The 25,332-nt window shown below is 72.7% G+C and carries 22 protein-coding genes and 1 riboswitch; of the genes, 15 read left to right on the top strand and 7 right to left on the bottom strand.

The window, feature by feature from the left end:
* Window positions 1-612 precede the first annotated feature (612 nt).
* Window positions 613-1,881 (bottom strand): tyrosine--tRNA ligase, encoded by a 1,269-nt coding sequence (gene tyrS / locus OP18_RS02405; RefSeq protein ID WP_033357050.1) that lies wholly within the window; start codon window positions 1,879-1,881, stop codon window positions 613-615.
* A 143-nt stretch (window positions 1,882-2,024) separates the two neighbouring features.
* Here tyrS and OP18_RS02400 point away from each other — a divergent pair, with 143 nt between their 5' ends.
* The 3 genes from OP18_RS02400 (at window position 2,025) to OP18_RS02390 (ending at window position 5,497) form a co-directional block, all read left to right on the top strand.
* Complete coding sequence (locus OP18_RS02400) at window positions 2,025-2,342, top strand: antibiotic biosynthesis monooxygenase family protein (protein ID WP_033356903.1); 318 nt, start codon at window positions 2,025-2,027, stop codon at window positions 2,340-2,342.
* Window positions 2,343-2,345: 3 nt separating this feature from the next.
* Window positions 2,346-3,845, top strand: coding sequence for a class I SAM-dependent methyltransferase (locus tag OP18_RS02395; RefSeq protein ID WP_033356902.1), 1,500 nt, complete (start codon window positions 2,346-2,348; stop codon window positions 3,843-3,845).
* 728 nt (window positions 3,846-4,573) lie between these two features.
* The gene (locus tag OP18_RS02390) at window positions 4,574-5,497 is read left to right on the top strand and encodes an NADP-dependent oxidoreductase (RefSeq protein WP_033356901.1); all 924 of its coding nucleotides are present in this window, start codon (window positions 4,574-4,576) and stop codon (window positions 5,495-5,497) included.
* 17 nt (window positions 5,498-5,514) lie between these two features.
* Here the strand turns inward: OP18_RS02390 and OP18_RS02385 are convergent, their stop codons facing one another.
* Together OP18_RS02385 and OP18_RS02380 are read right to left on the bottom strand one after the other, a co-directional pair.
* Window positions 5,515-6,288 carry an SGNH/GDSL hydrolase family protein gene (locus tag OP18_RS02385; protein WP_033356900.1) on the bottom strand — a complete coding sequence of 258 codons (774 nt, stop codon included), beginning with the start codon at window positions 6,286-6,288 and terminating at the stop codon, window positions 5,515-5,517.
* The gene (locus OP18_RS02380) at window positions 6,288-6,659 is read right to left on the bottom strand and encodes a winged helix-turn-helix transcriptional regulator (RefSeq protein ID WP_033356899.1); all 372 of its coding nucleotides are present in this window, start codon (window positions 6,657-6,659) and stop codon (window positions 6,288-6,290) included. Before OP18_RS02380 ends, OP18_RS02385 begins: the two co-directional genes overlap by 1 nt.
* 69 nt (window positions 6,660-6,728) lie before the next feature.
* Between OP18_RS02380 and OP18_RS02375 the strand changes: the two genes are divergently transcribed.
* Window positions 6,729-7,382 (top strand): NAD(P)-dependent oxidoreductase, encoded by a 654-nt coding sequence (locus tag OP18_RS02375; RefSeq protein ID WP_052386088.1) that lies wholly within the window; start codon window positions 6,729-6,731, stop codon window positions 7,380-7,382.
* Window positions 7,383-7,422: 40 nt separating this feature from the next.
* Here the strand turns inward: OP18_RS02375 and OP18_RS02370 are convergent, their stop codons facing one another.
* Entirely contained in the window at window positions 7,423-8,037 is a 615-nt protein-coding gene (locus OP18_RS02370) for a hypothetical protein (protein ID WP_033356898.1), read from the bottom strand.
* Between the two features lie 64 nt (window positions 8,038-8,101).
* The gene (locus OP18_RS02365; protein ID WP_156089238.1) at window positions 8,102-8,788 is read right to left on the bottom strand and encodes a hypothetical protein; all 687 of its coding nucleotides are present in this window, start codon (window positions 8,786-8,788) and stop codon (window positions 8,102-8,104) included.
* 120 nt (window positions 8,789-8,908) lie between these two features.
* Here OP18_RS02365 and OP18_RS02360 point away from each other — a divergent pair, with 120 nt between their 5' ends.
* The 3 genes from OP18_RS02360 to recQ all read left to right on the top strand — a co-directional run bounded on the left by OP18_RS02360 (window position 8,909) and on the right by recQ (window position 12,314).
* Window positions 8,909-9,952, top strand: a complete 1,044-nt coding sequence (locus OP18_RS02360; protein ID WP_052386087.1) for a hypothetical protein — start codon at window positions 8,909-8,911, stop codon at window positions 9,950-9,952.
* A 109-nt stretch (window positions 9,953-10,061) separates the two neighbouring features.
* On the top strand, window positions 10,062-10,412 hold the full coding sequence (locus OP18_RS02355) for a YciI family protein (RefSeq protein ID WP_033356896.1): 351 nt from the start codon (window positions 10,062-10,064) through the stop codon (window positions 10,410-10,412).
* A 63-nt stretch (window positions 10,413-10,475) separates the two neighbouring features.
* A complete protein-coding gene (gene recQ / locus OP18_RS02350) occupies window positions 10,476-12,314 on the top strand; it encodes a DNA helicase RecQ (RefSeq protein ID WP_033356895.1) in 1,839 nt (612 codons plus the stop codon).
* A gap of 702 nt (window positions 12,315-13,016) precedes the next feature.
* On the opposite strand, the gene asnB is transcribed toward recQ, so the two are convergent.
* Entirely contained in the window at window positions 13,017-14,924 is a 1,908-nt protein-coding gene (gene asnB / locus OP18_RS02345) for an asparagine synthase (glutamine-hydrolyzing) (RefSeq protein ID WP_052386109.1), read from the bottom strand.
* A gap of 399 nt (window positions 14,925-15,323) precedes the next feature.
* Between asnB and OP18_RS02340 the strand changes: the two genes are divergently transcribed.
* A complete protein-coding gene (locus OP18_RS02340; RefSeq protein ID WP_081970179.1) occupies window positions 15,324-17,489 on the top strand; it encodes a transglycosylase domain-containing protein in 2,166 nt (721 codons plus the stop codon).
* A gap of 10 nt (window positions 17,490-17,499) precedes the next feature.
* Here OP18_RS02340 and OP18_RS02335 read toward each other — a convergent pair whose 3' ends face one another.
* Complete coding sequence (locus OP18_RS02335; RefSeq protein WP_033356894.1) at window positions 17,500-18,351, bottom strand: C39 family peptidase; 852 nt, start codon at window positions 18,349-18,351, stop codon at window positions 17,500-17,502.
* 176 nt (window positions 18,352-18,527) lie between these two features.
* Window positions 18,528-18,670: riboswitch (cyclic di-AMP (ydaO/yuaA leader) on the bottom strand.
* Between the two features lie 404 nt (window positions 18,671-19,074).
* Between OP18_RS02335 and OP18_RS02330 the strand changes: the two genes are divergently transcribed.
* From OP18_RS02330 to OP18_RS02300, 7 genes are all read left to right on the top strand, one after another.
* Complete coding sequence (locus OP18_RS02330; RefSeq protein ID WP_052386086.1) at window positions 19,075-19,791, top strand: hypothetical protein; 717 nt, start codon at window positions 19,075-19,077, stop codon at window positions 19,789-19,791.
* Window positions 19,792-19,906: 115 nt separating this feature from the next.
* A complete protein-coding gene (locus tag OP18_RS02325) occupies window positions 19,907-21,049 on the top strand; it encodes a L,D-transpeptidase (RefSeq protein WP_081970178.1) in 1,143 nt (380 codons plus the stop codon).
* Window positions 21,050-21,123: 74 nt separating this feature from the next.
* Entirely contained in the window at window positions 21,124-21,585 is a 462-nt protein-coding gene (locus OP18_RS02320; protein WP_081970176.1) for a cupin domain-containing protein, read from the top strand.
* 117 nt (window positions 21,586-21,702) lie between these two features.
* Window positions 21,703-22,593, top strand: a complete 891-nt coding sequence (locus OP18_RS02315; protein WP_033356893.1) for a LysR family transcriptional regulator — start codon at window positions 21,703-21,705, stop codon at window positions 22,591-22,593.
* A gap of 6 nt (window positions 22,594-22,599) precedes the next feature.
* Window positions 22,600-23,361, top strand: coding sequence for a LysR family transcriptional regulator (locus tag OP18_RS02310; RefSeq protein WP_033356892.1), 762 nt, complete (start codon window positions 22,600-22,602; stop codon window positions 23,359-23,361).
* Between the two features lie 20 nt (window positions 23,362-23,381).
* Window positions 23,382-23,579, top strand: a complete 198-nt coding sequence (locus OP18_RS02305) for a DUF3311 domain-containing protein (protein ID WP_033356891.1) — start codon at window positions 23,382-23,384, stop codon at window positions 23,577-23,579.
* The gene (locus tag OP18_RS02300) at window positions 23,576-25,261 is read left to right on the top strand and encodes a sodium:solute symporter family protein (RefSeq protein WP_063745404.1); all 1,686 of its coding nucleotides are present in this window, start codon (window positions 23,576-23,578) and stop codon (window positions 25,259-25,261) included. The genes OP18_RS02305 and OP18_RS02300 overlap by 4 nt, the downstream gene beginning before the upstream one ends.
* The last annotated feature ends 71 nt before the right edge of the window (window positions 25,262-25,332 follow it).

Here is a 25,332-nt window from a genome sequence, read left to right as displayed (position 1 = left end):
GAATCCTCGGACACGACAAGCGTGTCACGGGGTCAATCAATTGGCACTGGCTTAACAAGCACCCTGTTGAGTTCTCAAACAACCAACACACACCGCTGAGCATCACTGTTGCCAGTTCCGCTCACCCGGGGCATTTTGTCCCTCTTAAGTCTAGCTGCTCCGCTTTGCGGTGTCAAGTCCGGCTCGCCGTACTTTGTCCCGTTTCACGGACACACGAGGACTCTTCCGGTACCCCGGTCGAGTGTCGTATGGTTTGGCAGGACGTCCGCTGCGGCTCGTTGTTGCGACCCGCGTGCCTCGTCCGTGTCCCTGCCGGCTGTAAACCTTACCCGCTCCGCGGCCCGCATCCAAATCGACGCTGTCGACTTGCTGCTGCCCGCCTCGAGGGCATGACCTTCGGCCGGTCACCCGGTCTCTGGTCGTTTGGCTGCTTGGCAGGACGTCCGGCGGATGCCGTCCGTTTCCCTGCCGACCATCTACGTTACCCGCCTTCCCGATCTCCACCAAATCGATCACTCGCTTGGTGGAGGCCGTGAAGCCTGGTCGCGCAGAGCGCCACCGGGCAGGTGCCCCGTGGCGCTCGCAAAAGCTACGTGGATGGCGGCGACAGAGTCAAATCGCGCTGAGCTCGACCCCCGCGAAGGTGCGCTTGCCCTTGCGGAGCACCAGCAGGCCGCCGGCGAGGGCACGCTCCGCGGCGATGCTCTCCTCCGCGTCGCTGACCCGCTCGTTGTTCACGTACGCGCCGCCCTCCGCGACCGTGCGCCGGGCCTCGTTGCGGCTGCTGACGAGTCCCGCCGCGATGAACAGGTCGGCGACGGAGGTGCCGGGCGCCGCGCGTACCAGACCTGCTTCCGACAACGCGGCGCGCAGTGTCGACGCGGACAGCGCCGCCAGCTCGCCACGGCCGAAGAGCGCCTGCGACGCCGCGATCACCTGCTCGGTCTCGTGCGCACCGTGCACGATCCGGGTGATCTCCTCAGCGAGCCGGCGCTGCCCGATCCGGGCCGCGGGCCGCTCCGCCGTCTCCTTCTCCAGGGCCTCGATCTCCTCCCTGGACAGGAACGTCAGCTTCCGCAACAGCCCTCCGACCAGGTCGTCCTCGAGGTTCACGAAGTACTGGTACAGCGAGTACGGCGAGGTCATGGTCGCGTCCATCCACAGGCTGCCGCCGCCGGTGGACTTGCCGAGCTTCTCCCCCGCGCTGTTGACCAGCAGCGGCGTGGCCAGCAGGTGCACGGACTCCCCCGCGACCCGTCGGATCAGGTCGGTGCCGGCGGTCAGGTTGCCCCACTGGTCACTGCCTCCGGTCTGCAGGCGGCACCCGTACCGGCGGAACAACTCCAGGAAATCCATTCCCTGCAGGATCTGGTAGCTGAACTCGGTGTAGCTGATGCCCGCGTCGGAGTTGAGGCGCGCGCTCACCGCATCCTTGGTCAGCATCTTGTTGACCCTGAAGTGCTTGCCGATGTCGCGCAAAAAGTCGATCGCCGACATCGGTGCGGTCCAGTCCAGGTTGTTGACCATCCGGGCCGCGTTGTCGCCGGTGAAGTCGAGGAACGGCTCGATCTGCGCACGGATCCGCTCGACCCACTCGGCCACCGTGTCCGCCGAGTTGAGCTGGCGCTCGGCGGTCGGGCGGGGGTCGCCGATCAGGCCGGTCGCGCCGCCGACCAGCGCCAGCGGCCGGTGCCCGGCCAGTTGCAGCCGCCGCACCGTCATGATCTGCAGGAAGTTGCCGATGTGCAGGCTCGGCGCCGTCGGGTCGAAACCGCAGTAATACGTCAGCGGTCCCTTCGCCATCTCGGCGCGCAACTCGTCGAGGTCCGTCGAGAGGGCGATCAAGCCCCGCCACTGCAGATCATCAAGCACATCGGTCACGCGGCGATTCTCGCACCCGCCACCGGCGGCGTCCCAGCGCATTGCGGTCCTGTCCGCGGCAGCTGTACCCCCACCGCGCGCACCCCCATCACGCTCATCCGCGGCGGGGCGGAACTGTCGTAGGTGACCGCTAGGGTTGGGGCATGGCGGTTGTGAAGATCAACGCGATCGAGGTCCCCGAGGGCGCCGGCCCCGAGCTGGAGCGCCGGTTCGGTGCCAGGCACGGTGCCGTGGAGGGGTCGAAGGGGTTCCTGGGGTTCGAGCTGCTGCGCCCCGTGGCCGGCGAGACCCGCTACTTCGTCTACACCAAGTGGGAGTCCGAGGAGGATTTCCAGGCGTGGGCGAAGGGGCCCGCGATGGAGGCGCACTCCGGTGAGCGGGCCAAGCCGGTCGCTTCCGGGTCCAGCCTGCTCGAGTTCGAGGTCGTGCAGCAGGCCGGGCCGGCGCCCGCCGAGGGCTGAGCGGTGGAGCGCTTCGTCCTCTTCCCCGGCCGCCACCACCTGCTGACCAGGTTCCAGGCGGACTACCTGCGCGGGCTCGCCGGCGAGGGCCGGCGCACCGTCGTGTGGGCGGTGACGAGCGCCAACCATCAGAACACGAAACGCAACCCCGTCGGCTACGACCGGCGGCAGGCGGCGATCGAACGGTTCAGCGTCCAGGAAGGGCTGCGGTCGCTGGTCGTGCCGGTGTTCGACACCGCGCACACCGACCGGTTCGCCGAGGTCACCCTCAAGAGCGTCGAGTCGGTCCTCGGGCAGACGCTGACCCCGCACGACACGATCCTGGCGTGCTCCACGCCCGAGGTCGCGGCGATGTATGCCGAGCTCGGGTTCGAGATCGCCGGTGTGGAGGCCGAGCACGACCCGGTCCCCGACCGGCCGTGGGACGTGCTGCTGCGGCTCGCCGCCGGCGACCCGGCGTGGCGGGACCTGGCGCACCCGGCGAGCCTCGACGTCTACGACCGTTACCGGCTCGAGGAGCAGGTCGCGCAGGTGGTCAACGACCCCGTCGTCGGCGAGGAGGGCGGGCTCACCACGACCCGCGACTACCGCACCTACGCCGAGGCGTTCGAGGCGAGCGCCGAGCGCAAGTGGGACCTGGTGCGCCGGCACGTGCGGCCCGGGCGGATCGTCGACGTCGGCTGCGGCGCCGGTGCGGTCCTCGCCCTCGCCGACCGGGAGCCGGCGCTGCGGGAGAGCGACCTGATCGGGGTCGAGGTCGCCCGGCACCTGTTCGAGGAGTGCGTGCACCGCAAGGCGCAGGGCTGGTTCACCAACCCCAACGTCTACTTCTACTGCCGCAACGTGCTCGGCGGCGCCGTGTTCCCGCCGCGGTCGGTCGACACGACGCTGACGTTCGCGCTGACGCACGAGATCTGGTCCTACGGGCAGCGGATGGACTCGCTGCGCCGCTTCGCCCAGGCCATCTACGACCACACGGTGCCCGGCGGCGTCTGGCTCAACTCCGACGTGTGCGGCCCCGACAACCGCGGCCGGCGGGTGCGGCTCGCGTTGCAGGGCGCCGCCCCGGCCGGACCGCCGGCGGACCTGACCGGGCTGTCGCGGGAGGAGATCGCCGCCCTCGTCGACGGGTTACCGGCCCGCGCGCGGCTGGACCGGTTCGCCGCCGACTTCCACTTCCCGCTGCCGTTCGACGCCCTGCCCGACGGCACCGTCGACATCGCCCTGGGCGACGCGATGGAGTTCCTCACCCACAAGGACTATCCCGACAACTGGCTGTCGGAGGCGCACGAGCAGTTCTGCGGCCTGGAGTTCGCCGACTGGAAGGCGCTGCTGACCGACATCGGCTTCGAGATCGACGACGCCTCCCACGCGTGGCGCAACGACTGGATCGTCGAGCACCGGCTCGACCCGGTCGCGCGGCTGTCGGCGGAGGACGGCACGCCGCTGCCATGGCCTGACACGCACGTGCTGCTGGTCGCCCGCCGGCCGCTCAACACCTGACCGCTGGGGAGCCCTGTCCCGGGCCGATGGTGGCTGCCGGGCGCCGCATGGGCAACGCCGGGCCGGCATGGGCAACGCCGCGCCGGCATGGGCAACGCCGCGCCGGCATGGGGCGCAGCCGGGCGCGGCATCGGCGCGGCCGGGCACATGGGCAACGCCGGGCGCATCGGCGCTGCCGGGCACATGCGCGCTGCCGGGCGCACGGGGTGGGCTTGCGGGTCGATGCTGCCCGTCGGGCGGCACGCCTGGGCCGGGGCGGCGCGTGTGGCGGCCGCGACGTCCCCGACCGCGACTGGCTGGTGATCGTGTCTGGGGTCGGGCGGGCGTCGGCGACTTCACCCATCCGGTAGCGGCCCGGGGTAGGTGCGTGGGAAGGTCGGCGCAGTCGGCCACGTGCAGGTCCGCACAGTGCAAGAGCGCGCCCTGCCGGGCCGTGGGCATCACGCGGGCACGCACACGTCGATCTGCTCGCGTCGTTCGGGATGGCGGCCGGCCTCGACGGCAGACCCGGCGCGATCCCGGGCGGCCGTCACTTCCCGCCCGGCATGCGACGCCCGGGTGGCGCGTTGGGATTATGGGTCGGTGCGCCTGTTCCGGGTCGGTGTGCCGGGGTAGCGGGTCGGCGCGCCGGATTTGCTCGCCGTTCGGTTCGGGAGTGGCTCGGAGTCAGCCGCTTCGCCCGGTCGGTTCGGTCGGCTCTGTTTCGTTCACCATCGGAGGTGGCTCACGTGAAAGCGCTGCAGTATTCCGAGTACGGCCCGTCGAGCGTCCTGCACGTCGTCGACGTCGACGAGCCGCAGCCGGGGCCGGGGCAGGTCCGGGTGCGGGTGCGGGCCGTCGGGATCAACCCGTTCGACTGGAAGGTCCGCAGCGGCGCGTTCGGTGATACGACCCCGACCCGGCTGCCGGTGATCCCGCACGGTGACGTCTCGGGCGTGGTCGACGCCGTCGGGCCCGCCGCGGCCGGCGCCGGCGAGGGCGTGGCGCCGAAGGTCGGCGAGGAGGTGTTCGGGGTGGCGGCCGGTGGTGGGGCCGCCGAGTTCGCGGTGCTGAAGTTCTGGGTGGCCAAGCCGGCCGGGATGTCGTTCGAGGAGGCGGCCGGCCTGCCCGGCGTCGTCGAGGCGGCCGGCCGGTCGCTCACGCTGCTCGGCCTCGACAAGGGTCAGACGATCGTCGTCAACGGCGCCGCCGGTGGTGTCGGCATCGCCGCGACGCAGCTCGCGGTCGCCCGCGGCGCGACGGTCATCGGCACCGCGAGCGAGCGCAACCACGAGTTCCTGCGCTCGCTCGGCGCCGTGCCCGTCACGTACGGCGAAGGCCTCGTCGACCGGGTCCGCGCCGTTGCGCCGCAGGGCGTCGACCTCGCCCTCGACACCGCGGGGCGCGGCGCCGTCGCCGACCTGATCACGCTGACCGGCGTCCCCGCGAACGTGGTCAGCCTCGTCGACTTCGACGCGCCGAAGCTCGGGGCCCGCGTCACCGACGGCTCGGAGGGTCGCGCCTGGGACACGCTGCGGGAGGCCGCCGACCTGTACCACCAGGGCCGCTTCACCATGCCGGTCGAGCGGGTCTTCCCGTTCGCGGACGCGGCCGCGGCCCACGACCTGAGCCAGTCCGGCCACGTCCGGGGCAAGGTGATCCTCGTCCCCTGACGGCGGCGCGCCGCCGTTCAGGCACCGGAGACCGGCAACGGGACGGGACGTTTCGGGGACCGGTCGTCGCCCGACGACCGGCCGCGGACGTGACGGCCGAGCCACGGCAGGAGGTGCCGGCGGACCCACGCCAGCTCCGCGCGCAGCACCTCGTGCCGGCGGCGGACCGGGGCGGCCGGTAGCGGCAGCGTCCACGTGTCGTCGGTGCCGGGCAGGCCGACGGCGTGGGCGAGCGCGGCGGCGATGCGTTCGTGGCCGGCGCTGTTGGCGTGCAGGCGGTCGTCGCTCCACAGCCGCGGGTCGGACGCGACCGGGTACGCGCCGAGGTCCAGAAGTACCGCGCCGCTGTCCGCGCACGCCTTGCGGATCGCGGCGTTGAGGGCGACGACCCGGCCGCGCAGTGGCTTCGCGATCGGCATCACGGGCACCGGGTCGGGCAGCGTGAACGTCAGTACCGTCGCACCCTGCGCGATCAGGGCCCGCTGCATGGCGAGGAGGTCACCGGCGACGGCGGCGACGTCGAACGAGCCGCGCAGGATGTCGTTCATGCCGGCGACGACGGTGGCGAGGTCCGGGGCCAGGTCGACGGCCGGCTGCAGCTGCTCGGCGCGGATCCGGGCGGTGGTGCGGCCGCGGATGGCGAGGTTCGCGTACTCGAGCGGCTGACCGGGCTGCGCGTGGGCGACGTGCGCGGCGAACCGGTCCGCCCAGCCGCGGTAGCCGCCGGCGCCGTCGGGATCGTCCATGCCCTCGGTGGTGCTGTCGCCGATCGCCACGTACCGGTGGAACATCAGGCACTCCGTCGCGCGTAGTCGTCGCGGGCGTCGAGGACCGCGCCGAGGTGTTCGGCGGCCCAGGCACGGCAGGCGTCCATGGCGGGGAACAGTGTCCGGCCCAGCGGGGTGAGCGCGTACTCGACGCGGGGCGGGACCTCGTCGTGGACGGTGCGGGTGACCATGCCGTCGCGTTCGAGGGCGCGCAGCGTCTCGGTGAGGACCTTCGCGGAGACGCGGTGCATCGGCACCCGCAGCTCGGTGAAGCGGCGCGGCCCGTCGCGGAGGCAGACCAGCACCATCCCGGCCCACTTGTCGCCGATCTGGAACGGTGTGGCGTTCGACGGGCACGCGGGGTCGAACAGGTCGCGCGGCAGTGGTTCGCTCACGCAGCCGAACGTAGCGCACGCCCCGGTTACCTTGCAGTTACCGACGTCTCGGGCTCTACGGTGCCCGGCATGACTGCTGTGGTGGTGTTCGGAGCGGGTGGACGGGCCGGTCGGCGGATCGTGGCCGGGGCGCGTGAGCGGGGGTTGCGGGTGACGCCGGTCGTGCGGGACCCGGGGCGGCACGGGGACGTGGCGGGTGCGGTCGCCGGTGACGTGACGGACGCGGCGTCGGTCGCGGCCGTCGCCGCCGGCCACGACGTGGCGGTGAGCGCCGTCTACACCGCGGACGTCGACCCGGCGCGGCTGTACGGCGACGGCACCCGGTCGCTGCTCGACGGCCTGGCCCGCGCCGGGGTCGGCCGGTTGCTGGTCGTGGGGCTGGCCACGACGCTCGAAGGTCCGGACGGCGGGAAGGTGTACGAGGGCGCCGACTTCCCCGCCGAGTACCGCCCGTTCTCGCTGGGCCGTATGGCGGAGCTGGCCGCGCTGGAGGCCGGGCCGGTCGACTGGGTGCTGTTCACCCCGACGATGCGGCTCGTCGACGAGCCGGGCAGCGGCGCCTACGAGGTGTTCGACGACCGCCGCCTCGTGGACGGCACGACGACCTACGCCGACCTCGCGGCGGCGATGCTGGACGAGGTGGTGTACCCGGCGCACCACCGCGCCCAGCTCACCGTCCGGAGCCGGCACCACGGGCAGACCACTGGCGACGGGGCCGGCTGACCCGCGCCCGGCCCGGGTAGCGGGGGACGGCCGGCGTGCGTCACGAGTGGGCGAACGCCTCGAACCGCTCCGCCACGCCGGCCAGGTCGTCCTGCACCGACTCGTCCCGCTCGTCGCCGACCACGGTCTCCACCCGCCAGCGACGCTGCTCGGGCACGAACGAAACACGGATCGACGAGCCGTCGACGCGCCACAGCACCGCCGACGGGTTGGCGGCGTCGAGCCTGCCGAGGAAATCCCGGATGTCCTCGCCGGTTGGATGGTGTGCGAGCGAGCCGTCCTCGGTCGCCAGCCGCGGCACCGGTACGCTCAGCAGCCGGCGTGGCTGCCACAGCGCGGCGGGCTGGTGCCGGCCGGGCCGCTGGAAGCAGAGCAGCTCGCAGTCGTCGGCGAGCTTGTGCACCAGGTGCAGCAGCGCTCCCGGTGTGTCCGGCTGGAGGCTGAGCAGCACGTGCGTGTCCGCCGCGACGACCGGTCCGGCCCACCACGCGGCGTCGATCCCGGCGAGCACCTCGCGATGGAACCGCTCGATCCCCGGGTCCGCCGCGGCCCAGCCCGCGTCACCGCGGCGCAGCGCCTCGAACCGGTCGACGCCCTGCTCAACGGTGATCGGCCGGGCCTCGAACCAGACACCGACCTCGATCAGTTCTGCCATGGGAGACCACCGTACGGAAGCGTCAGAAACCGGCGCAACTCAACCACTCAGCGTCTCTGGTCGATCACCCGGTCGTTGGGTCCGTCGATCCGGGTGCGGTGGCGGTCCGCAGCGCGACCAGGTCGGCGAGCCCGGAGGCGTCCGGCGTGGCGAACGGCAGCACCCCGCCTCCGTGCAGCAGCACCTCGATGACGTCGAACGGCAGCACGCCGACCCGGCCCCAGCCGGTGACCCGGGTCGGTCCGGCCCGCCGCACCGTCGCGATGTCCGTCCACGAGACGAGGACCGGCGCCCGACCCGGACCGCCTTCCGGCTCGCCGCCCCGACCGTGACCGGCGGCGCCCCGCACCGCCGCGTGGCCGGACGTGGGCCGCGTCGACGCCCGCACCGCCCGGTGCCGGGCCACGACCTGGTGCAGTCGTGACCGGCGCCGCTCGACCAGGAGCCCGAGCGGCCGCGGCGTGAGGCGCACCGGTACACCCGCGCCGAACAGGAAGGCCGCGCCGACCCCGACGTCCCACAGCACGACGGCGCTGTCCAGCGCCAGGTGCCCGGCCCACACCTGCGCCCCGCTCGCATGCGCCACCCGCTGCCGGTGGCGGCTCCACCACTGCCCGGCCAGCATCGGCGTAACCACGCCGGCACACACGGCGACGAACAGCGCGATCGCCTTCCACAACCCGGCGAGGAGCAACGCCACCGGGACCGCCAGGACGAGAGCGGCCCACCACGGACGCCCCCGGTCCTCCACCCCGCCATGGTGGCGCACGCCGGGCCCCCTCTGGCCTCGGCGAACGCTCCCGCCCCGGCCGACTCACGCCAAATACCGCCCGGGTTTTGTGATCAAGCAGGTGGAGCGTGAGGATGGGCCATGCCTTCGACCCTGATCACGCAGCGTGCGGCAGCGCCCGCCACCGTGCCGGCGCGGTTCGTGCTCAGCGCCGTGGTCGCATGCCTCACCGCACTGGTCCTGACCGGGTGTGGGTCCCAGGACCACGGCACCGCAGAGGCCGCCCGGCCCTCCCCATCGGGCGGCGGCACCGTCGGCAGCCCTTCGCCGGGACCCTCCGCGTCTTCCCCGGCGGCCGGCCCCTCACCGTCGGTTGCGGCGACGGTCGCCGTGCCGGCCGGGGTCACGGCCGGGATCGTGATCTTCGACCGGCGGCAGGGGACATTCGTGGTAGCGCAGAAGGCCAGCTGGCGGTTCAGGTCGGCGTCGCTGGTGAAGCTGCTGATCGCGTTGGACTACTTCTGGGACCGGGGCCCGTCCTACACGGCACCGGCGGCGGACCGGCCGAAGCTCGACATCATGCTGCGCAGCAGCGACGACACTGCCGCGACCGGGCTGTGGAAGGCACGCGGGCAGCGGGACATCGTGACCCGGATGGTGCAGCGGCTGGGGCTGCAGGACACCGCGCCTCCACCGGCGAGCCAGCCCGGCTACTGGGGGTACACCGCCGTGAGCGCGGGTGACCTGGTACGGGTGTACCGATACATCCTCGACGAGGCGCCGGCGCCGGTACGCGACGTCATCATGGGCGACCTGCACCAGTCGACGAAGTGCGGAACGGACCGGTACGACCAGTCGTTCGGCATCCCGAGCTCGTTCCGGAAACCGTGGTCGGCGAAGCAGGGCTGGTCCGGGTTCGGCGATGATCCGGCGACGCCATGCGTGACCGACGCGTCCCTGCCCCGCGGTGGTGGGCCGGGACGGTTCGTGGACGCCGCCGCGCCCAACCAGCCGGACATGAGCGGCGAGGTCCTGCACACCACGGGCACGGTCGGTGACGGCGACCGGTACGTCGTGGCGGTGCTGTCGGTGCATCCGAACGGCACCCAGTTCGCGAAGGCTGCCGCGGCGTTGACCAAGTTGACCGGGTCGCTGCCGCTGCCCGCCGCGGTCAAGGTCGCCTGAGCCGGCCGCGGCCCCGTGACACACCGCGTCAGGGGCGCGTGTCGAGCGGCGTCCGCCGGCGCCGACCTGTCACCGAGAAGACCCACCGACACAGAAGGAGCGGCCTGCCGTGAAGTACCTGCTGCTGATCCACATGAATCCGGACGTCTGGACGACGCTGACGCAGGCCGACGTGGACGAGGTGATGGCCGGGCACGAGCGGTTCATCACGACGATCACCGAATCGGGCGAGATGGTGAGCACCCACGCGCTGGCCGATCCGAAGGAGAGCGCGGTGGTCCGGGTCAGGGCCGGTGCGCAGACGGTGACCGACGGGCCGTACGTGGAGGCCAAGGAGTTCCTCGCCGGCTTCTACCTGGTCGAGTGCGAGTCGAAGGAGCGGGCGGTGCAGCTCGCCGCGATGATTCCCGACACGAAGTGGAACGCCGTCGAGGTACGCCCGATCGTGTTCAGCCAGTAGCCGGTTCATTCACCGAACGTCACGGCGGCGGTTCTTGTCGGTCACCGCTCGTAGAATCGCCGCGTGGACAGCGTTGGTGTTGAGACGGCCGGGCCGGCGATCGAGGTCCTGCGCCGGGTGTTCGGCTATGACACGTTCCGGGGCAGCCAACAGGAGATCATCGAGCACGTCATCGGCGGTGGCGACGCGCTGGTGCTGATGCCGACCGGCGGCGGCAAGTCGCTGTGCTACCAGATCCCGGCGCTGGTCCGCGAGGGCACCGCGGTGGTGATCTCGCCGCTGATCGCGCTGATGCAGGACCAGGTCGACGCACTGACGGCGCTCGGTGTGCGGGCCGGGTTCGTCAACTCGACGCTCGACTTCGACAGCCGGCGCGCGGCCGAGGCGGCGTTCGTCGGCGGCGAGCTCGACCTGCTGTATCTCGCGCCGGAGGCGCTCGCGTCCCCGCAGACGATGCGCCTGCTGGAGCGGGGACGGATCGGGCTGTTCGCGATCGACGAGGCGCACTGCGTGTCGCAATGGGGCCACGACTTCAGGCCCGACTATCTCAACCTGTCGATGTTGCACGAGCGGTGGCCGGACGTGCCGCGGATCGCGCTGACGGCGACCGCGACGGCGGCCACCCACAAGGAGATCGCCACCCGGCTGGGGCTGACCGAGGCGCGGCACTTCGTGTCGAGCTTCGACCGGCCCAACATCCAGTATCGGATCGTGCCGAAGCAGGAGCCGCGGCGGCAGCTGCTGGAGCTGCTGCGCACCGAGCACCGCGGCGACGCCGGCATCGTCTACTGCCTGTCACGCTCCAGCGTGGAGAAGACCGCGGAGTTCCTCAAGGACAACGGCGTGCCCGCGCTGCCCTATCACGCGGGGCTCGACGCGCAGGTCCGGGCGCACAACCAGGCGCGGTTCCTGCGGGAGGACGGCCTCGTCATGGTCGCGACGATCGCGTTCGGGATGGGCATCGACAAGCCCGACGTGCGCTTCGTCGCGCACCTGGACCTGCCGAAGTCGGTGGAGGGCTACTACCAGGAGACGGGCCGGGCCGGGCGGGACGGCCTGCCGTCCAACGCGTGGTTGGCCTACGGGCTGCAGGACGTGGTCCAGCAGCGCAAGATGATCGACCAGTCCGAGGGTGACGCCGCGCACCGGCGGAATCTCGGGCGGCACCTCGACGCGATGCTGGCGCTGTGCGAGACGGTGGAGTGCCGGCGGGTGCAGCTGCTGGCATACTTCGGACAGCAGAGCGGTCCGTGCGGCAACTGCGACACGTGCCTGAGCCCGCCGGAGTCCTGGGACGGCACCGTGGCGGCGCAGAAGCTGCTGTCGACGGTGTTCCGGCTGCAGAAGGAGCGCAACCAGAAGTTCGGCGCGGGGCAGTGCATCGACATCCTGCTGGGGAAGAAGACCGACAAGGTCGTGCAGTGGCACCACGACGAGCTGACGGTGTTCGGGATCGGCGCCGACCTGCGGGAGGCCGAGTGGCGGGCGGTGGTGCGGCAGCTGCTCGCGCAGGGGCTGCTCGCGGTCGAGGGCGACTACGGCACGCTGGTGCTCACCGACGGCAGCGCGGAGGTTCTCGGCCGGCGGCGGCAGGTGATGCTGCGCCGCGAGCCGGAGCGGCCGGTGTCGGCGGCGAAGGTCCTCAAGCAGCGCGGCGCGGCCGCGGCGGCGGACCTGCCGGCACAGGCGGCACCGATGTTCGAGCGACTCCGCGCGTGGCGTTCGGCGACGGCGAAGGAGCAGGGTGTCCCGGCGTATGTGATCTTCCACGACGCGACGCTGCGGCAGATCGCCACGCAGGCGCCGACGACGCTCGCGCAGCTGTCGACGATCAGCGGTGTCGGGGAGAACAAGCTCGCCAAGTTCGGCCAGCAGGTCCTCGACGCCCTCGGCGAGCCGTAGCCGCCGCGATCGGCGGGGCCGCGCCCGGCTCTCCCGCGGACGGCATCTGATCGACCGCGGGAGGTCTGGCCGGGCGGGGCCCGTGGCCGGTCCACGGGCAGGCCCAGCCCGCGGACCGGCGAGGTCCACGGGCGGGACCAGCGGGCGGACGGCGGGCGGACCGGCGAGGTCCACGGGCTGGACCAGCGGGCGGACGGCGGGCGGACCAGCGGGCGGACCAGCGGGCGGACCAGCGGGCGGACCAGCGGGCGGACCAGCGGGCGGACCAGCGGGCGGACCAGCGAACGGTCCACGGGCAGGTCCAGCCGGCGGGCCGGTGGGCCGTCTACAGGCCGTCCAGCGGCAGGGCGGGCCGGGCGGGCCGTGGACCAGCGCACCGAGCGGAATTCGACAGTGGCTCGATGCGCGGTGACACCGCCAGCCCGCCAGGGACCCGCAGCCACTGGGACTGTGCCGTTCACGTCCGGTTCCACGGCGTGCGGGAGGCGGCCGCCAGGAGGAGCGTTCCCCGGCGACCCGCGGTCACCAGGCGCCGGCGGCACGCGCACGGTCAAGCAACGCGTCGACGCGCACACCCGAACAGGCGCACCCGAACAGGCGCACCCGAACAGGCGCACCCGAACAGGCGCACCCGAACAGGCGCACCCGAACAGGCGCACCCGAGCGAGCGCACGTTGTCACGGTGATGGACGGTGGCGGGTGTCAGCCGGCGACCACGGGACGAGGGCGTCGCTCGGGCGGCACCGGCACGATCGAGCCGTCGACGAAGATGCTGTGCCACAGGCAGAACGTCAGCAGGATCCACAGCTTCCGGGCATTGTCGGCGTCGCCGCGTTCGTGCTGCTGCAGCAGCTCGTGCGCGTAGTCGAGGTCGATGAGGTGCCCGGCTCCCGACGTGGACAGCACGTGGTGGGCCCACTCCGCCAGCTCCGTGCGCAGCCAGCGCGGGGTCGGCGTCGGGAAGGCGAGCTTCGGGCGGTCGGTGATGAAGTCCGGCACGATGCCCGCCAGTGCCCGGCGCAGCGCGTACTTGGTGGTCCGGCTTCGGGCCGGCACCTTCAGCCGGTCGGGCAGCCGCGACAGGACCTCGAACACGCCCTTGTCCAGGAACGGCACCCGCAGCTCCAGCGAGTGCGCCATCGACATGCGGTCGGCCTTGGTCAGGATGTCGCCGGTCAGCCACGTGTTGACGTCGATGTGCTGCATGGTGGTGACGTCGTCGAGGTCGACCGCCTCGGCGTAGAGCGCCGCGGTCACGTGCGGGTGGCCCACTCCCGGCTCGCCGCCGAGAAGGATCCGTGCCTTCTGCTCGTCATCGAGGACGCGGGCGTTGCCGAAGTACCGCGTCTCGATCGGTGTCGTGGCCCGCAGCAGGTAGCTTCGGCCCTTGACGCCTTCGGGGACCGCCCGGGCCACGGCACGCAGGGCGCGCTGGATGGGCTTGCCGAGGCGGCTCACCGGCTTGAGGGAACGCGGCTCCCGGTAGATGGTGTAGCCGCCGGCGAGCTCGTCCGCGCCCTCGCCCGACAGCACCACCGTGACGTGTTCGGCCGCCGTCTGCGCCAGAAAGTACAGCGGCACGATCGACGGGTCGGCGACCGGATCGCCCAGGTGCCAGACGATGCGTGGCAGCGCCTCCATCACCTGCTCCGCCTTGACGATGGCGGGCACCAGGTCGACGCCGAGGTGCCGGGCCGAGCGCTCGGCCACCTCGATCTCGGAGATCGCGGTGGGGGTGTCGAAGCCGACGGTGAAGGCGCGCAGGTGGGGGTGGACCTCGGCGGCGAGCGCGACGATGGCGGTCGAGTCGATCCCACTGGACAGGAACGCGCCGACCGGGACGTCCGCGCGCAGATGGCATCGCACGCTCTCCCGCAGCGCGTCGCGCAGCTCGTCCACGATGGACGCCTCCGAGACCGTCGGGTCCGGCCGGAACGTGGGCCTGCCGTGCCGCCGGACCACCGGCGCGCGGCCGAGCGCCCGGGTGAGCAGCCCGCCGCTGGGCAGCCGCGCGATCTGCCGGTGCAGGGTGTACGGCTCCGGCACGTACTGCATCGTCAGGTAGAGCGACAGCGCGGTCGGGTTGAGCTCACCGTCGGCGATCCCGAGCAGCGGCGGCTTCTCGCTCGACAGCCACAGCCCGTCGGGCGTGGGCAGGTAGTACAGCGGTTTGATGCCGAACTGGTCCCGCGCCGCGTGCACCGTCTCCGTGGCCTCGTCCCAGATCGCGAACGCGAACATGCCGCGGAACCGCTCGAGCGCCGCCTCGCCCCAGTAGTGGTAGGCGGCGGCGACCACCTCGCTGTCGCCGTCGGTGGCGAACTGCGCGCCGTGAACGCGGATCAGTTCCTCGCGCAGCGCCTCGAAGTTGTAGATCTCGCCGTTGAAGACCAACGTCCACCGGCCCGCGTCCGGCCCGCTCGGCGGGTACCGCAACGGCTGCCGGCTGCCGGGCACGTCGATGATGGCGAGCCGTTTGAAGCCGGCCGCCACGCATTGTCCGGCCCGTTCCAGGGCCATGTCGTCGGGGCCGCGGTGGTCGAGCAACTCCAGTTGCCGTTCCACCCGTCCAAGGGTCTCTGGGGAGACGGGGAAGTCCCCCACGTACATCAGGAAGCCGCACACGGCGTCGTTTCCCTTCGGTCGCCTCGCGTGGCAGCGGTGCCGGGTCGCAGACCGCCCTGTCGGCGGTCGCTGGTGGGCCGGCGCCGTCGAGCTGCCGCCGGTGCGGGCGGAGCCCTCATGCGCACGGCCACCGTGCGCCGCGCCCTCCAGCCGAACAGAGCTCGCCGGAGCCGGACATCCGATTGCCGGGCCGTCATCCAATCCCTCGCCACCAGGGGATCGCCGGCTCGCGGGCGGGCTAGCCCGTTCCCGGGGTGACGATCCGGGCGGCCGGTGCCCTCCGCCGTTTGGCCCCGCAGGGCCCGGGTAACGGCGCGCCGGTCACATCGGTCCTTCTCGGATCGGCGGCAAGCGAACCACCCGTTGTCTGATGGGGAGAAGTCAATGCGCCTCGTCCGCGCCCGAAGCCGGTCCGAGCACAGCGACGGCGCCGAAGATGCGGCAGTCGAGGCGCCGGGGCGCGCATCGCGCTGGTTGCGGGGCCTCGGCCGGCTCCTGCTGTGCGGCGTCATCTCAGGCCTGGTCGTGGCCGTCGGCGTCCTGCCGCTCGCCCTCATCGGCGGCTCCACGGTGAACGCCGGCCGGGACGTCTGGCGGAACCTCCCCTCGGACCTGGCGCTGCCACCGCCGCCCCAGGCCACCTACGTCTACGCCAACGACGGCAGGACGCTCATCACCACGTTCTACGACGAGAACCGCAGGGACGTGCCGCTGGCGCAGATCGCACCGGTGCTCCAGCAGGCCGTCGTCGCGGCCGAGGACACCCGCTTCTACCAGCACCGCGGCGTCGACGGCAAGAGCGTGCTGCGCGCGCTGGTGTCCAACGGTCGCGGCGGCGCCCAGCAGGGCGCCTCGACGCTGACGATGCAGTACGTCCGCAACGTGCTGAAGAACGACCCGAGCCTGTCGCCGCAGCAGCGGGTCGACGCGGTCGCCGACACGCCCGCCCGCAAGGTGCGCGAGATGCGCTACGCGACGAAGCTGGAACAGCACCTGAGCAAACAGGACATCCTGCAGGGGTACCTGAACATCGCCTACTTCGGCGCCGGCGCCTACGGCGTCTACGCCGCCAGCCAGACGTACTTCGGCAAGTCGGCCCTGGACCTGACCCTGCCGGAAGCGGCGCTGCTCGCCGGGCTGCTGCAGTCACCGGACGGCGACAACCCGATCAGCGGCGACCGCGACGCGGCCCTGCGGCGGCGCGCCTACACGCTCGACGCGATGACGAAGATGGGCGTGATCAGCGCCGCCGACGCCGCCGCGGCGCAGGCACAGGACCTGAAGCTCAACCCGCGCGGCCTGCCCAACAACTGCGTGTCCGTCGCACCGGCACACAACGACTGGGGCTTCTTCTGCGACTACTTCCGCCAGTGGTGGGGCAGCCAGCCGGAGTTCGGCGCCACGCCCGCCGACCGCGACGAGACGCTGCGCACCGGCGGCTACACGGTGGTCACCTCGCTCGACCCGGGGATCCAGGCGCTCGCGCTCAACCAGTCCCTGAGCGTCTACGGCTACGGCAGCGCCCGGTCGATGCCGCTGGCCGTCGTCACCCCGGGCAGCGGCCGGGTCCTCGCGCTGGCCGTCAACCGCCACTACAGCCTGGATCCCAATCCGCCGCAGCATCCGCGGTACCCGAACACCGTCAACCAGCTCGTCGCGGGCGGCGGTGGCGTCGCCGGGTACCAGGCGGGCTCGACGTTCAAGATGTTCACGATGCTCGCCGCGCTCGACGCGGGCATGCCGTTGAACACGAAGTTCAAGGCACCGAGCCGGCTGGCGAGCCAGTGGCCCGCCAGCGGCCCGGGCAGCTGCGGCGGTCGGTGGTGCCCGGCGAACGACTCCCCGAGCTGGATGGACGGGGACCGCACGATGTGGAACGGCTTCGGCCGGTCGGTCAACACCTACTTCGTCTGGCTCGAACAGCAGGTCGGCGCGCGCCGCGTGGTCGAGATGGCGCAACGGCTCGGTATCACCTTCCGCTCCGGCGCGGACACGGCGATGGCGGCCAAGGCCGACCAGTGGGGATCCTTCACCCTCGGCGTCGCCTCGACCACACCGCTCGACCTCGCCAACGCCTACGCCTCGATCGCCGCCGGTGGCGTGTACTGCCAGCCGCTGCCGGTGGTGTCGATCACCGACAACGACGGCAAACCGGTCGACGCCGCCATGCCGAAATGCCGGCAGGCGGTCAACGCCGACGTGGCGGCCGCCGCGACCGACGCGGCGCGGTGCCCGGTCGGCCGGTCCTCGGCGTACAACAAATGCGACGGCGGCACGGCCGAGAACGTGTCCGGCATCCTGGGCGGCCGCCCGGTCGCCGGCAAGACCGGCAGCTCCGAACACAACTCGACCGAGACGTTCGCCGGCTTCACCCCGCAGATCGCGGCGGCCGGCATCGCGGTGAACCCGGACAGCCCGAACGACCACGTGGGCAGCGGGATCGCCGGCGCGGTCAACGCCGCCGTCGCGCGGACCATGGCGGGCGCCCTGCGGGGCATGCCGGTCATGGAGTTCCGGCCGCCCAGCACGCGGCGGGCACTGGGCCGCTGACCGCGGCGCGTCAGGCGGAGTATCCGCGCAGGGCGGTCCAGTGCGCGAGTTTGGCCGTTGTCAGCGTGTAGTGCCCGACACCCAGGGCGTCGGCGGGATCGGCGATCTTCACCGTCCTGCCGCCGTTGCTGTACCCCACCACCGTGAGGTAGTGGCCGCCCGGGTACGAGTGCGCGCCGCCCTTGTCGTCCACGGTGGAGCCGGCGATGTTGGCGACCACGGCGTAGCCGTTGGTGATCGCGTTGACGATGTCGGACTGCATCCGGTCGATCTCCGCCTGCGTGGCCGACTGACCGGTGATGTAGTGCGACTTGTAGAAGGAGCTCTTCGTGTACGCGTTGAGCGACCGCGTGGTGTCGTCGGCGGAGTCGGTGCCGTTGACGGTGGTGCGCAGGCTCTGGGCGACCTCGGACTGCGACGGGTACAACGACCGCGCGGTCAGTGCGATCCGGGTCGCCGCCGGGCCGCAGAAGTAGTAGTTCTCCTGCCAGGCGAACCGGTACGCGAGCTCCTTCGCGGCCGGGGCGGCCGGGGCGGTGGCGCTGGCCGTGGCGGCGGGCGGGGCGGCGGGCGCGGCGGTCGTGGACGGCGCCGCACCGGCGGCGGCCTTCGACGGGGTGGCCGCGGCGTCAGGCGCCGCCTGCGTCCGGTGCCGCTCACGCGCGGCCGGGCCGGCGCCGGACCGGGCCGGCTCCGCGGAAGCCAACGACTGCGCGTCGGCCAGCAGTGCGGGGACTGAGGCGTGCACGGCCACGCCGACGGCCACCGTCACCGCGAGGACCGCCGCGGCGGCCGCGATCGGCACCGCGCGGAAACGCGACGGGACGGCACTGTGGTGCCTGGATTTGTACAGGTAGCGCACGGGAACCTCGACAGACGTGCTCGATGACGGCGGCTGTTGCCGGTGTCGGACGTGATCCGGACGGCGGGCCTGCATGCCGGCCGCCGACGGGCGTGGTGAGGTCCGGTGGCTACCGGGCCGGGACGCGGGTCGAGGTGCCGCGACACGGGTGGTGCCGGGTCAGTGGCTGCACGGAGTGCTCCTTCCGGTGCCGCCTACCGGGTTAGCTGACGGGTTCGGGCGGGAAGATCGCCCTACCGCGAGGCGCAGGCCCCGCGGATTCACCCCGGTGGTGCTCGGTTCCCCGGCTCGCGCGGACGCGACTCAGCGGATCCGCCGCGGTGTCATCCGAGGTGGGTGACGGCAGGCCGGGCGGATGGGGGGACCCTACCGGGCGGCGGGAACGGCACCGGCACCGCCGCGCTGCGCGGCTACCGGGCGGGCCGCCGGTGCGGCGAACGCCCGGATGCACCCTGCGGGCGCGCGGGTCGCCTGCCGGTGCCGTGCGCCGTGCCGCGGTGCACCGCACGACCGGACACCCTGGCGGTGTGCGGCACCCCCGATGTCCGGCCGGCCCGGTCCGTACATCCGCGGCGGCCCAGGATCCGGGCCGCCTAGGCTCGCCGGATGCTCCCGGGCACCGACAATGACCAGCCGCTCAGCGGTGGACGCGCGCGCGGTCCCCGCCATCTGCGTCGCTGCTCCCGCGGGCGGCACGCATCCCGTTCGCGGCCGTACGCGGCCGTGCCCGCCGCGCTGCGCCGGTACGCCATGGTCATCGTCGCGGTCACGGGAATCGGCCTGTCCACGACGCTGTCGTCGTCGGCCGGACCCGGCGCCGCACCGGCGGACAGCGCGGCGCTCGCCGTCGAGGCCGGACGCTCGGCGGCCGACGGGCCGGCCTCACGCGGCCGCGCCCGGAAACCCGCCGACGCCGCCGTCACGCCGCCGTCGACGAAGGCCGCCCCGACGCCGACGACGGCCGCCCCGACGCCGGCCGCCGAACCAGCGGCGTCGCCGTCGCCGTCCGTGCCCGCGCCCGTCGGCGGGCTGACCCAGGCCGAGATGAACAACGCCGTCGCCATCATCGACGTCGCCCGGCAGCTGAACCTGCCGCGGCGGGCGGCCGTCGTGGGGATCGCCACCGCCCTGCAGGAAAGCCACCTGCGCAACCTCGCGAACCCGAACCTGCCGCAGTCGCTGCAGCGCCCGAACGAGGGCGTGGGGTACGACTACGACTCGGTCGGCCTCTTCCAGCAGCGACCGAGCTGGGGGACGGTCGACCAGCTGATGGATCCGCGTGAGTCCGCGCGCAGGTTCTACGCGGCCCTGAGCCGGGTCGAAGGCTGGGAGCAGCTGGCCGTCACCGTCGCGGCGCAAACGGTGCAACGGTCGGCCTTCCCGGACGCCTACGCGAAATGGGAAGGGCTCGCGCAGCAGATCGTGGACGCCGTCATGTAGGGACCGCGCCGCGCGCCCCGAGGTCCCTCGCATTGCCACCCCCTTTACCGTCCCGGCCTCGTCCCCACGGACATGAGGATGACCCCATGTCCATGCACAGGCACAGGCACAGCACATGAGGGGGCCCAGCCGGACCGCGGTGGCGCTGGTCGCGCTCGCCGTGGCGGCACAGTTGGGCCTGTCGGGGTGTCACAGTTCGAAGAAGCCCACGGCGGTGAAGTGGAGCGCTCCCCCGCCGCCACCGGTCGGACTGGCCCTCACCCCGGCGGCGGGCGAGTCGGGGGTGGCGATCAGCACCGAGATCGGCACGAGGGTGAACGACGGGAAGATCACCGACGTCGCCCTGACGGACGCGGCGGGCCAGCGGGTCGCCGGTGAGTTCCGCGACGACGGCTCCTCCTGGGTGCCGGCCGCCGCGCTGCGCTACGGCACGACCTACACCGCGAAGGTCACCGCCGTCGGCGCCGACAACAAGCCCGTGACCCGGGAGACGGCCTTCACCACGGCGGCGAGGCCCAGCGGCCCGGTCGTCACGTCAGACCTGATGTTGACCAACGGCGGGACCTACGGCGTCGGCATGCCGATCGTCGTGCAGTTCGGCTCCGACGTCCCGCAGGAGTCGCGCGCCGCCGTGCAGCAGCGCCTCTTCGTGAAGAGCGATCCGCCGCAGGCCGGCGCGTGGCACTGGTTCGGCGGCCGGCAGGTGATGTACCGGCCGGAGCGGTACTGGCAGCCGGGTACGAAGATCACCGCGCGGAAGGCGCTCAACGGCGTACGGATCGGCAACGGCCACGCCGACGAGGACTTCGCGGCGACGGTCACGATCGGCCGGAAGCTGACCATCGACATCGACAACGCGACGAAGCAGATGAACGTCTACCAGAACGACGCGCTCGTGCGGACCATGCCGGTGAGTCTCGGCAAGCCGTCCACGCCCACGTCGAGCGGCACGACGGTGATCATGTCGCGGGAGGCCGCGACAGTGTTCCGCACCCCGGAGTACACCGTCGCGGTGCAGTACGCCATGCGGCTGACGTGGGGCGGCCAGTACATCCACGCCGCACCGTGGTCGGTCGGCGACCAGGGCCGGCGCAACGTCTCCCACGGCTGCACCAACGTCTCGACCGCTGACGCGAAGTGGCTGTACGAGCAGACCCTCGTCGGCGACCCGGTCGTCACGCGCAACACGGGGGTGCCGCTGGACCCCGGCGACGGCTGGACCGCATGGGACCTGTCCTGGGCCGACTACCAGGCCTGACCCGCCGGCCGGGCGGCGAGGCCGTCCGTGCCGGGCGGGGCGCGCATCAGAGTTCACATCAGAGAGGAAGATCCATGCAAGTCGTCCGTACCCCGAGCCAAGGCCGGCAGGCCCCGCAGCAGTGCTATTCCGGTGTCGTGTGGATCGACCGGGACGTGACCGGTCTGGAGCCCTCCCGCCTGCAGACGTTCCACGCGCAGTTCAGCCCCGGCACACGGACGGCCTGGCACCGTTGCCGGTACGGGCAGGTCCTGACCGTCCTGCACGGCGTGGGCCGGGTCCAGCGCCGGGGCGGACCCATCCATGAGGTGCGCGCCGGGGACACCGTCGTCGTCGAGGCGGGTGAGTGGCATTGGCACGGCGCCGCGCCGAACACGTTCATGGTGGTGATGTCGGCCCACGAGACCGGACCGGACGGCACCGGCACGGAATGGGGCGAGCACGTGAGCGACGCGGAGTACCGGCTGCCACCGATCACCGCGACGATCCGCCGGCCGGACGCGGACCGGACGCCGCAGCGCGAGGCGTGCTGGTAGCGGTTCCTGCCGCTGGCAGGACCGCGTCGGCGCGCAGGGTTCTGGACATGTTCGGCACACGCACGTAACACTGTCGTCATGATTTCTGCACGAGGCGTGCTGAAAGACGGATGACCCGTGGACACCCGGCAGATCAGGTACTTCCTCGCCGTGGTGGAGCACGGTGGGTTCGGCAGGGCGGCGACGGCGCTCAACGTCGCCCAGCCGACCATGTCGCAGTCGGTGAAGGCCCTGGAGCGCGACCTCGGCACGGCGCTGTTCCACCGCGCGTCGCACGGGGTGACGCTGTCCGCGGCCGGGCGGGCGTTCCTCGGACCTGCCCGGGTGCTGATCCGCGACGTCGCCATGGCCGGCGAGGCCGCCGGCGGGCGGCCCGAGCAGCACAGCCTCGAGATCGTGGCGTCGGCGCCGCTCGGCGCGCACCCGGGCGCCCGGCTGGTCGGCGGCTTCCTGCGGGAGCGCCCGGGCGTGTCGGTCACCCTGGACCGCGACACCGACGAGGCGCTGCTGGCCAGGGTCCGCGACGGGGTGAGCGCGCTCGGCCTGGTCCACCTGCCGGCGGCCCGGCTGGGACTGTGCGAGGTGGAGCTCGGCGCGCACGACCTCGTGCTCGTGTTCCCGCCGCCGTGCGGCACCCGCGTCCCACCGCCCGCCGCCGGCGTGGAGGCTGAGGCTGTGCGGCTGGCGGACCTGGCGGGGGTGGAGCTGATCGGGGTGCCCCGGGGCAGCGCGTCCCGGCTGCTCGTCGAGTCCGCGCTGCGCGCGGCCGGGGTCAGGACCCGGGTCGTCGTCGAGAGCGGCCAGCGTGACCTCATCACCGACCTGGTCATCGCGGGGGTCGGGGCGGCGTTCATGCCCGACGTCGCGGCCCACGAGGCCGCCGCGCGGGGGGCGGTGGTCATGCGGGTGGCGCCGGCGTTGCGGTTGCCGTACGGGCTGGTCCACCGCCCCGGTGAGCTGTCCGGCACGGCCAGGGCGTTCATCGACCACGCGCTGCGCGGGCGGTGAACCGGCGTGGACCTGCGCAGGCTGGAGTACTTCGTGGCGGTCGCCGAGCACGGCAGCGTCACCGCGGCGGCGGCCGCGTTGCACGTGGCGCAGCCGTCGCTGTCGCAGTCGATCCGGGCCCTGGAACGGGAGATGGCCGTCGAGCTGTTCGACCGGCGGCAGCGGCCGCTGGCGTTGACGGCGGCGGGCAAGGCGCTGCTCGACCCGGCGCGCAAGGTGCTGACCGACCTGGCCGACGCGCGGGCCGCGGTCGGGTGCGTGGTGGGGCTCGCCGCCGGCTGGCTCGACGTGGCGGTGCTGGACCCCCTCGCGGTGGACGTGGCGCCGGCGATCGCGGCGTTCCGGCGGCAGCACCCGGGGGTGCCGGTCCGGGTGCACGGGCCACGGGACGAGGACGACCTGGTGCGGCACGTGGTCGACGGGCGGTGCGAGCTCGGGGTCACGTACCTGCCGGTCGAGCACCCCGCGGTGCGGGTCGAGCCGATCGGCCGGCAGGAGCGGTACCGCATCCACGGCAGCGACATCCGGACCCGCCACAGCGAGGCGGTCGTGCCGCTGCTGCTCGCCGGGGGCGGGGCGGTCGTCGCGGGCGGGTACGCGCGGCGGGCCGCGGCGGCCGGGGCGGTCCTGCGCCGGTTCGACCCGCCGGTCTGCGTGCAGGTCGGCGTGGTCAGCCAGCCGCAGCACCTGTCGCCGGCGGCGCGGCGGCTCGAGACGATGCTGCGCGCCTATGGGGTCGATGACTTTTCGTCTTTGCAATCCCGCTGACCGCGCACTGTTATCAAGCGATGCCCGAGCCTGATCAGCGCCGCCGCCCCCTGTACTGGCTGCTGGTGGTCCCGACCGTCGCGCCGTTGGCCGTGCCCCTGTACAACCGGCTCGAGCCGCAGCTGTTCGGGGTGCCGTTCTTCTACTGGTACCAGCTGGCCTGCGCGGGGCTGGCGACCGTGGTCATCTCGATCGTGTACATCGGGGTGCGGCGATGAGCGACCGGGACGTGGAGATCGCGGTGTTCGCGCTGCTCATGGGCGTGATGATGGTGCTCGGCTTCGCCGCGGCGCGGTGGCGGCAGCCGCAGAGCATCCACAGCCTGGAGGAGTGGGGCGTCGGCGGGCGGGCGTTCGGCAGCTGGGTCACCTGGTTCCTGCTGGGCGGCAGCATGTACACCGCCTACACGTTCGTCGCCGTGCCCGCCCTGACCTACGGCGTCGGGGCGCTGGGCTTCTTCGCGGTGCCGTTCGCGATCGCGACGACCCCGATCGCGTTCGTCATGTCGGCCCGCGCCTGGTCGGTGTCGCACCGGCACGGGTTCGTGACGCCGGGTGAGATGGCCGGGGCGCGCTTCGGCTCGCCGGGGCTGTCGGCGCTGGTCGCCGTCACCGGGATCGTGGCGACGATGCCGTACGTGTCGGTGCAGCTGCTGTCGCTGCAGGCGGTGTTCAAGACCCTCGGCGTGGCCGGCGAGTGGCCGCTGCTCGTCGCCGTCGGCCTCGTCTCGGTCAGCACGTTCCGCTCCGGGCTGCGCGCGCCGGCGCTGCTGTCGATCGCCAAGGACATCCTGCTCGTGTGGGTCGTCGTGTCGGGTGTCCTGATCGTCGCGATGTCCGGCGGCTGGGGCACCACGTTCCGGCTGGCGGCCGACCATTTCGCCCGCACGCCGTCGCCGGCGGACGGGCTGCTGCTCACCGACGCCGGCCAGGTCGGCTACCTCACGATGGTGGTCGGCTCGGCCCTGTCCATCTTCGCGTACCCGCACGCGGTGATCGCGATCATCGCCGCCCGGGACCGCTCGACGGTGCAGCGCAACACGGCCGCCCTGCCCGTGTACTGCCTGGCCCTGGGCCTGATGGGGATGCTCGGGCTGTTCGCCGTCGCCAACGGGGTCGTGCCGGTCGGCCGGGACCTCAACACCGTGACCCCGCAGCTGTTCCACAACCTGCTGCCGGGCTGGTCGGCGGGCATCGCCTACGCCACCCTCGGCGTCGCCGCCCTCATCCCGGCCGCGGTCATGTCGATCGCGGCGGCGAACGCGTTCACCCGCTCCATCTACCGGCAGTACCTGCGCCCCGACGCCGGCCCCGCCGAGGAGGCCCGGGTCAGCCGGTGGGCGTCGCTGGTGGTGAAGTTCGGCGCGGTCGCGGTGATCCTGCTGCTGGACCCGGCGTACTCGGCGGAGCTGCAGCTCATCGGCGGCGCCGTGATACTGCAGACGATCCCGGCGGTGCTGTTCGGCCTGACGACCGCCTGGTTCCACCGCGCCGCCCTCATCGCCGGCCTGGTCACCGGCCTGGTCGTCGCGGTCGCCCTGCTCTACCGCATCCCCCAGCTCGGCCCCGGCGGGGTCGTGGTCAAGGCGCACTTCGGCGGGTCCACCTACTCGTTCGGCGGCGGCGTCATGGTGTACGTCGGCCTCCTCGCCCTCCTGGCGAACCTGCTCGTGACGGTGGTCGGCACGGTGGTCCTCCGGCTGGCGAAGGTCCCGGCGGGCGTCGACCAGACCCGCCCCGAGGACTACACCGCCGACGTCGACGACCCGATGGTGAAGCGCCTCGACGACCTCCTCGACGGCCTGCCCCGCAACCCGGGCGGCGCGCACACCCGCCCCGCGGTGCGGCCGTTGCCACCCCAGCCCCGCGTCGGCACCGTGTACCGCCGCTCCCGCCCCTGACCGGCCGCACGAGCACCGGCCGTACCAAAGCACCAGAACCGGCCGTGCGCAAGCACGGAAACGACCGGCCG

Origin of the sequence: Dactylosporangium aurantiacum, assembly GCF_000716715.1 — a bacterium.
Lineage (GTDB): Bacteria > Actinomycetota > Actinomycetes > Mycobacteriales > Micromonosporaceae > Dactylosporangium > Dactylosporangium aurantiacum.
This window is presented reverse-complemented; position numbering and strand designations above follow the sequence as displayed.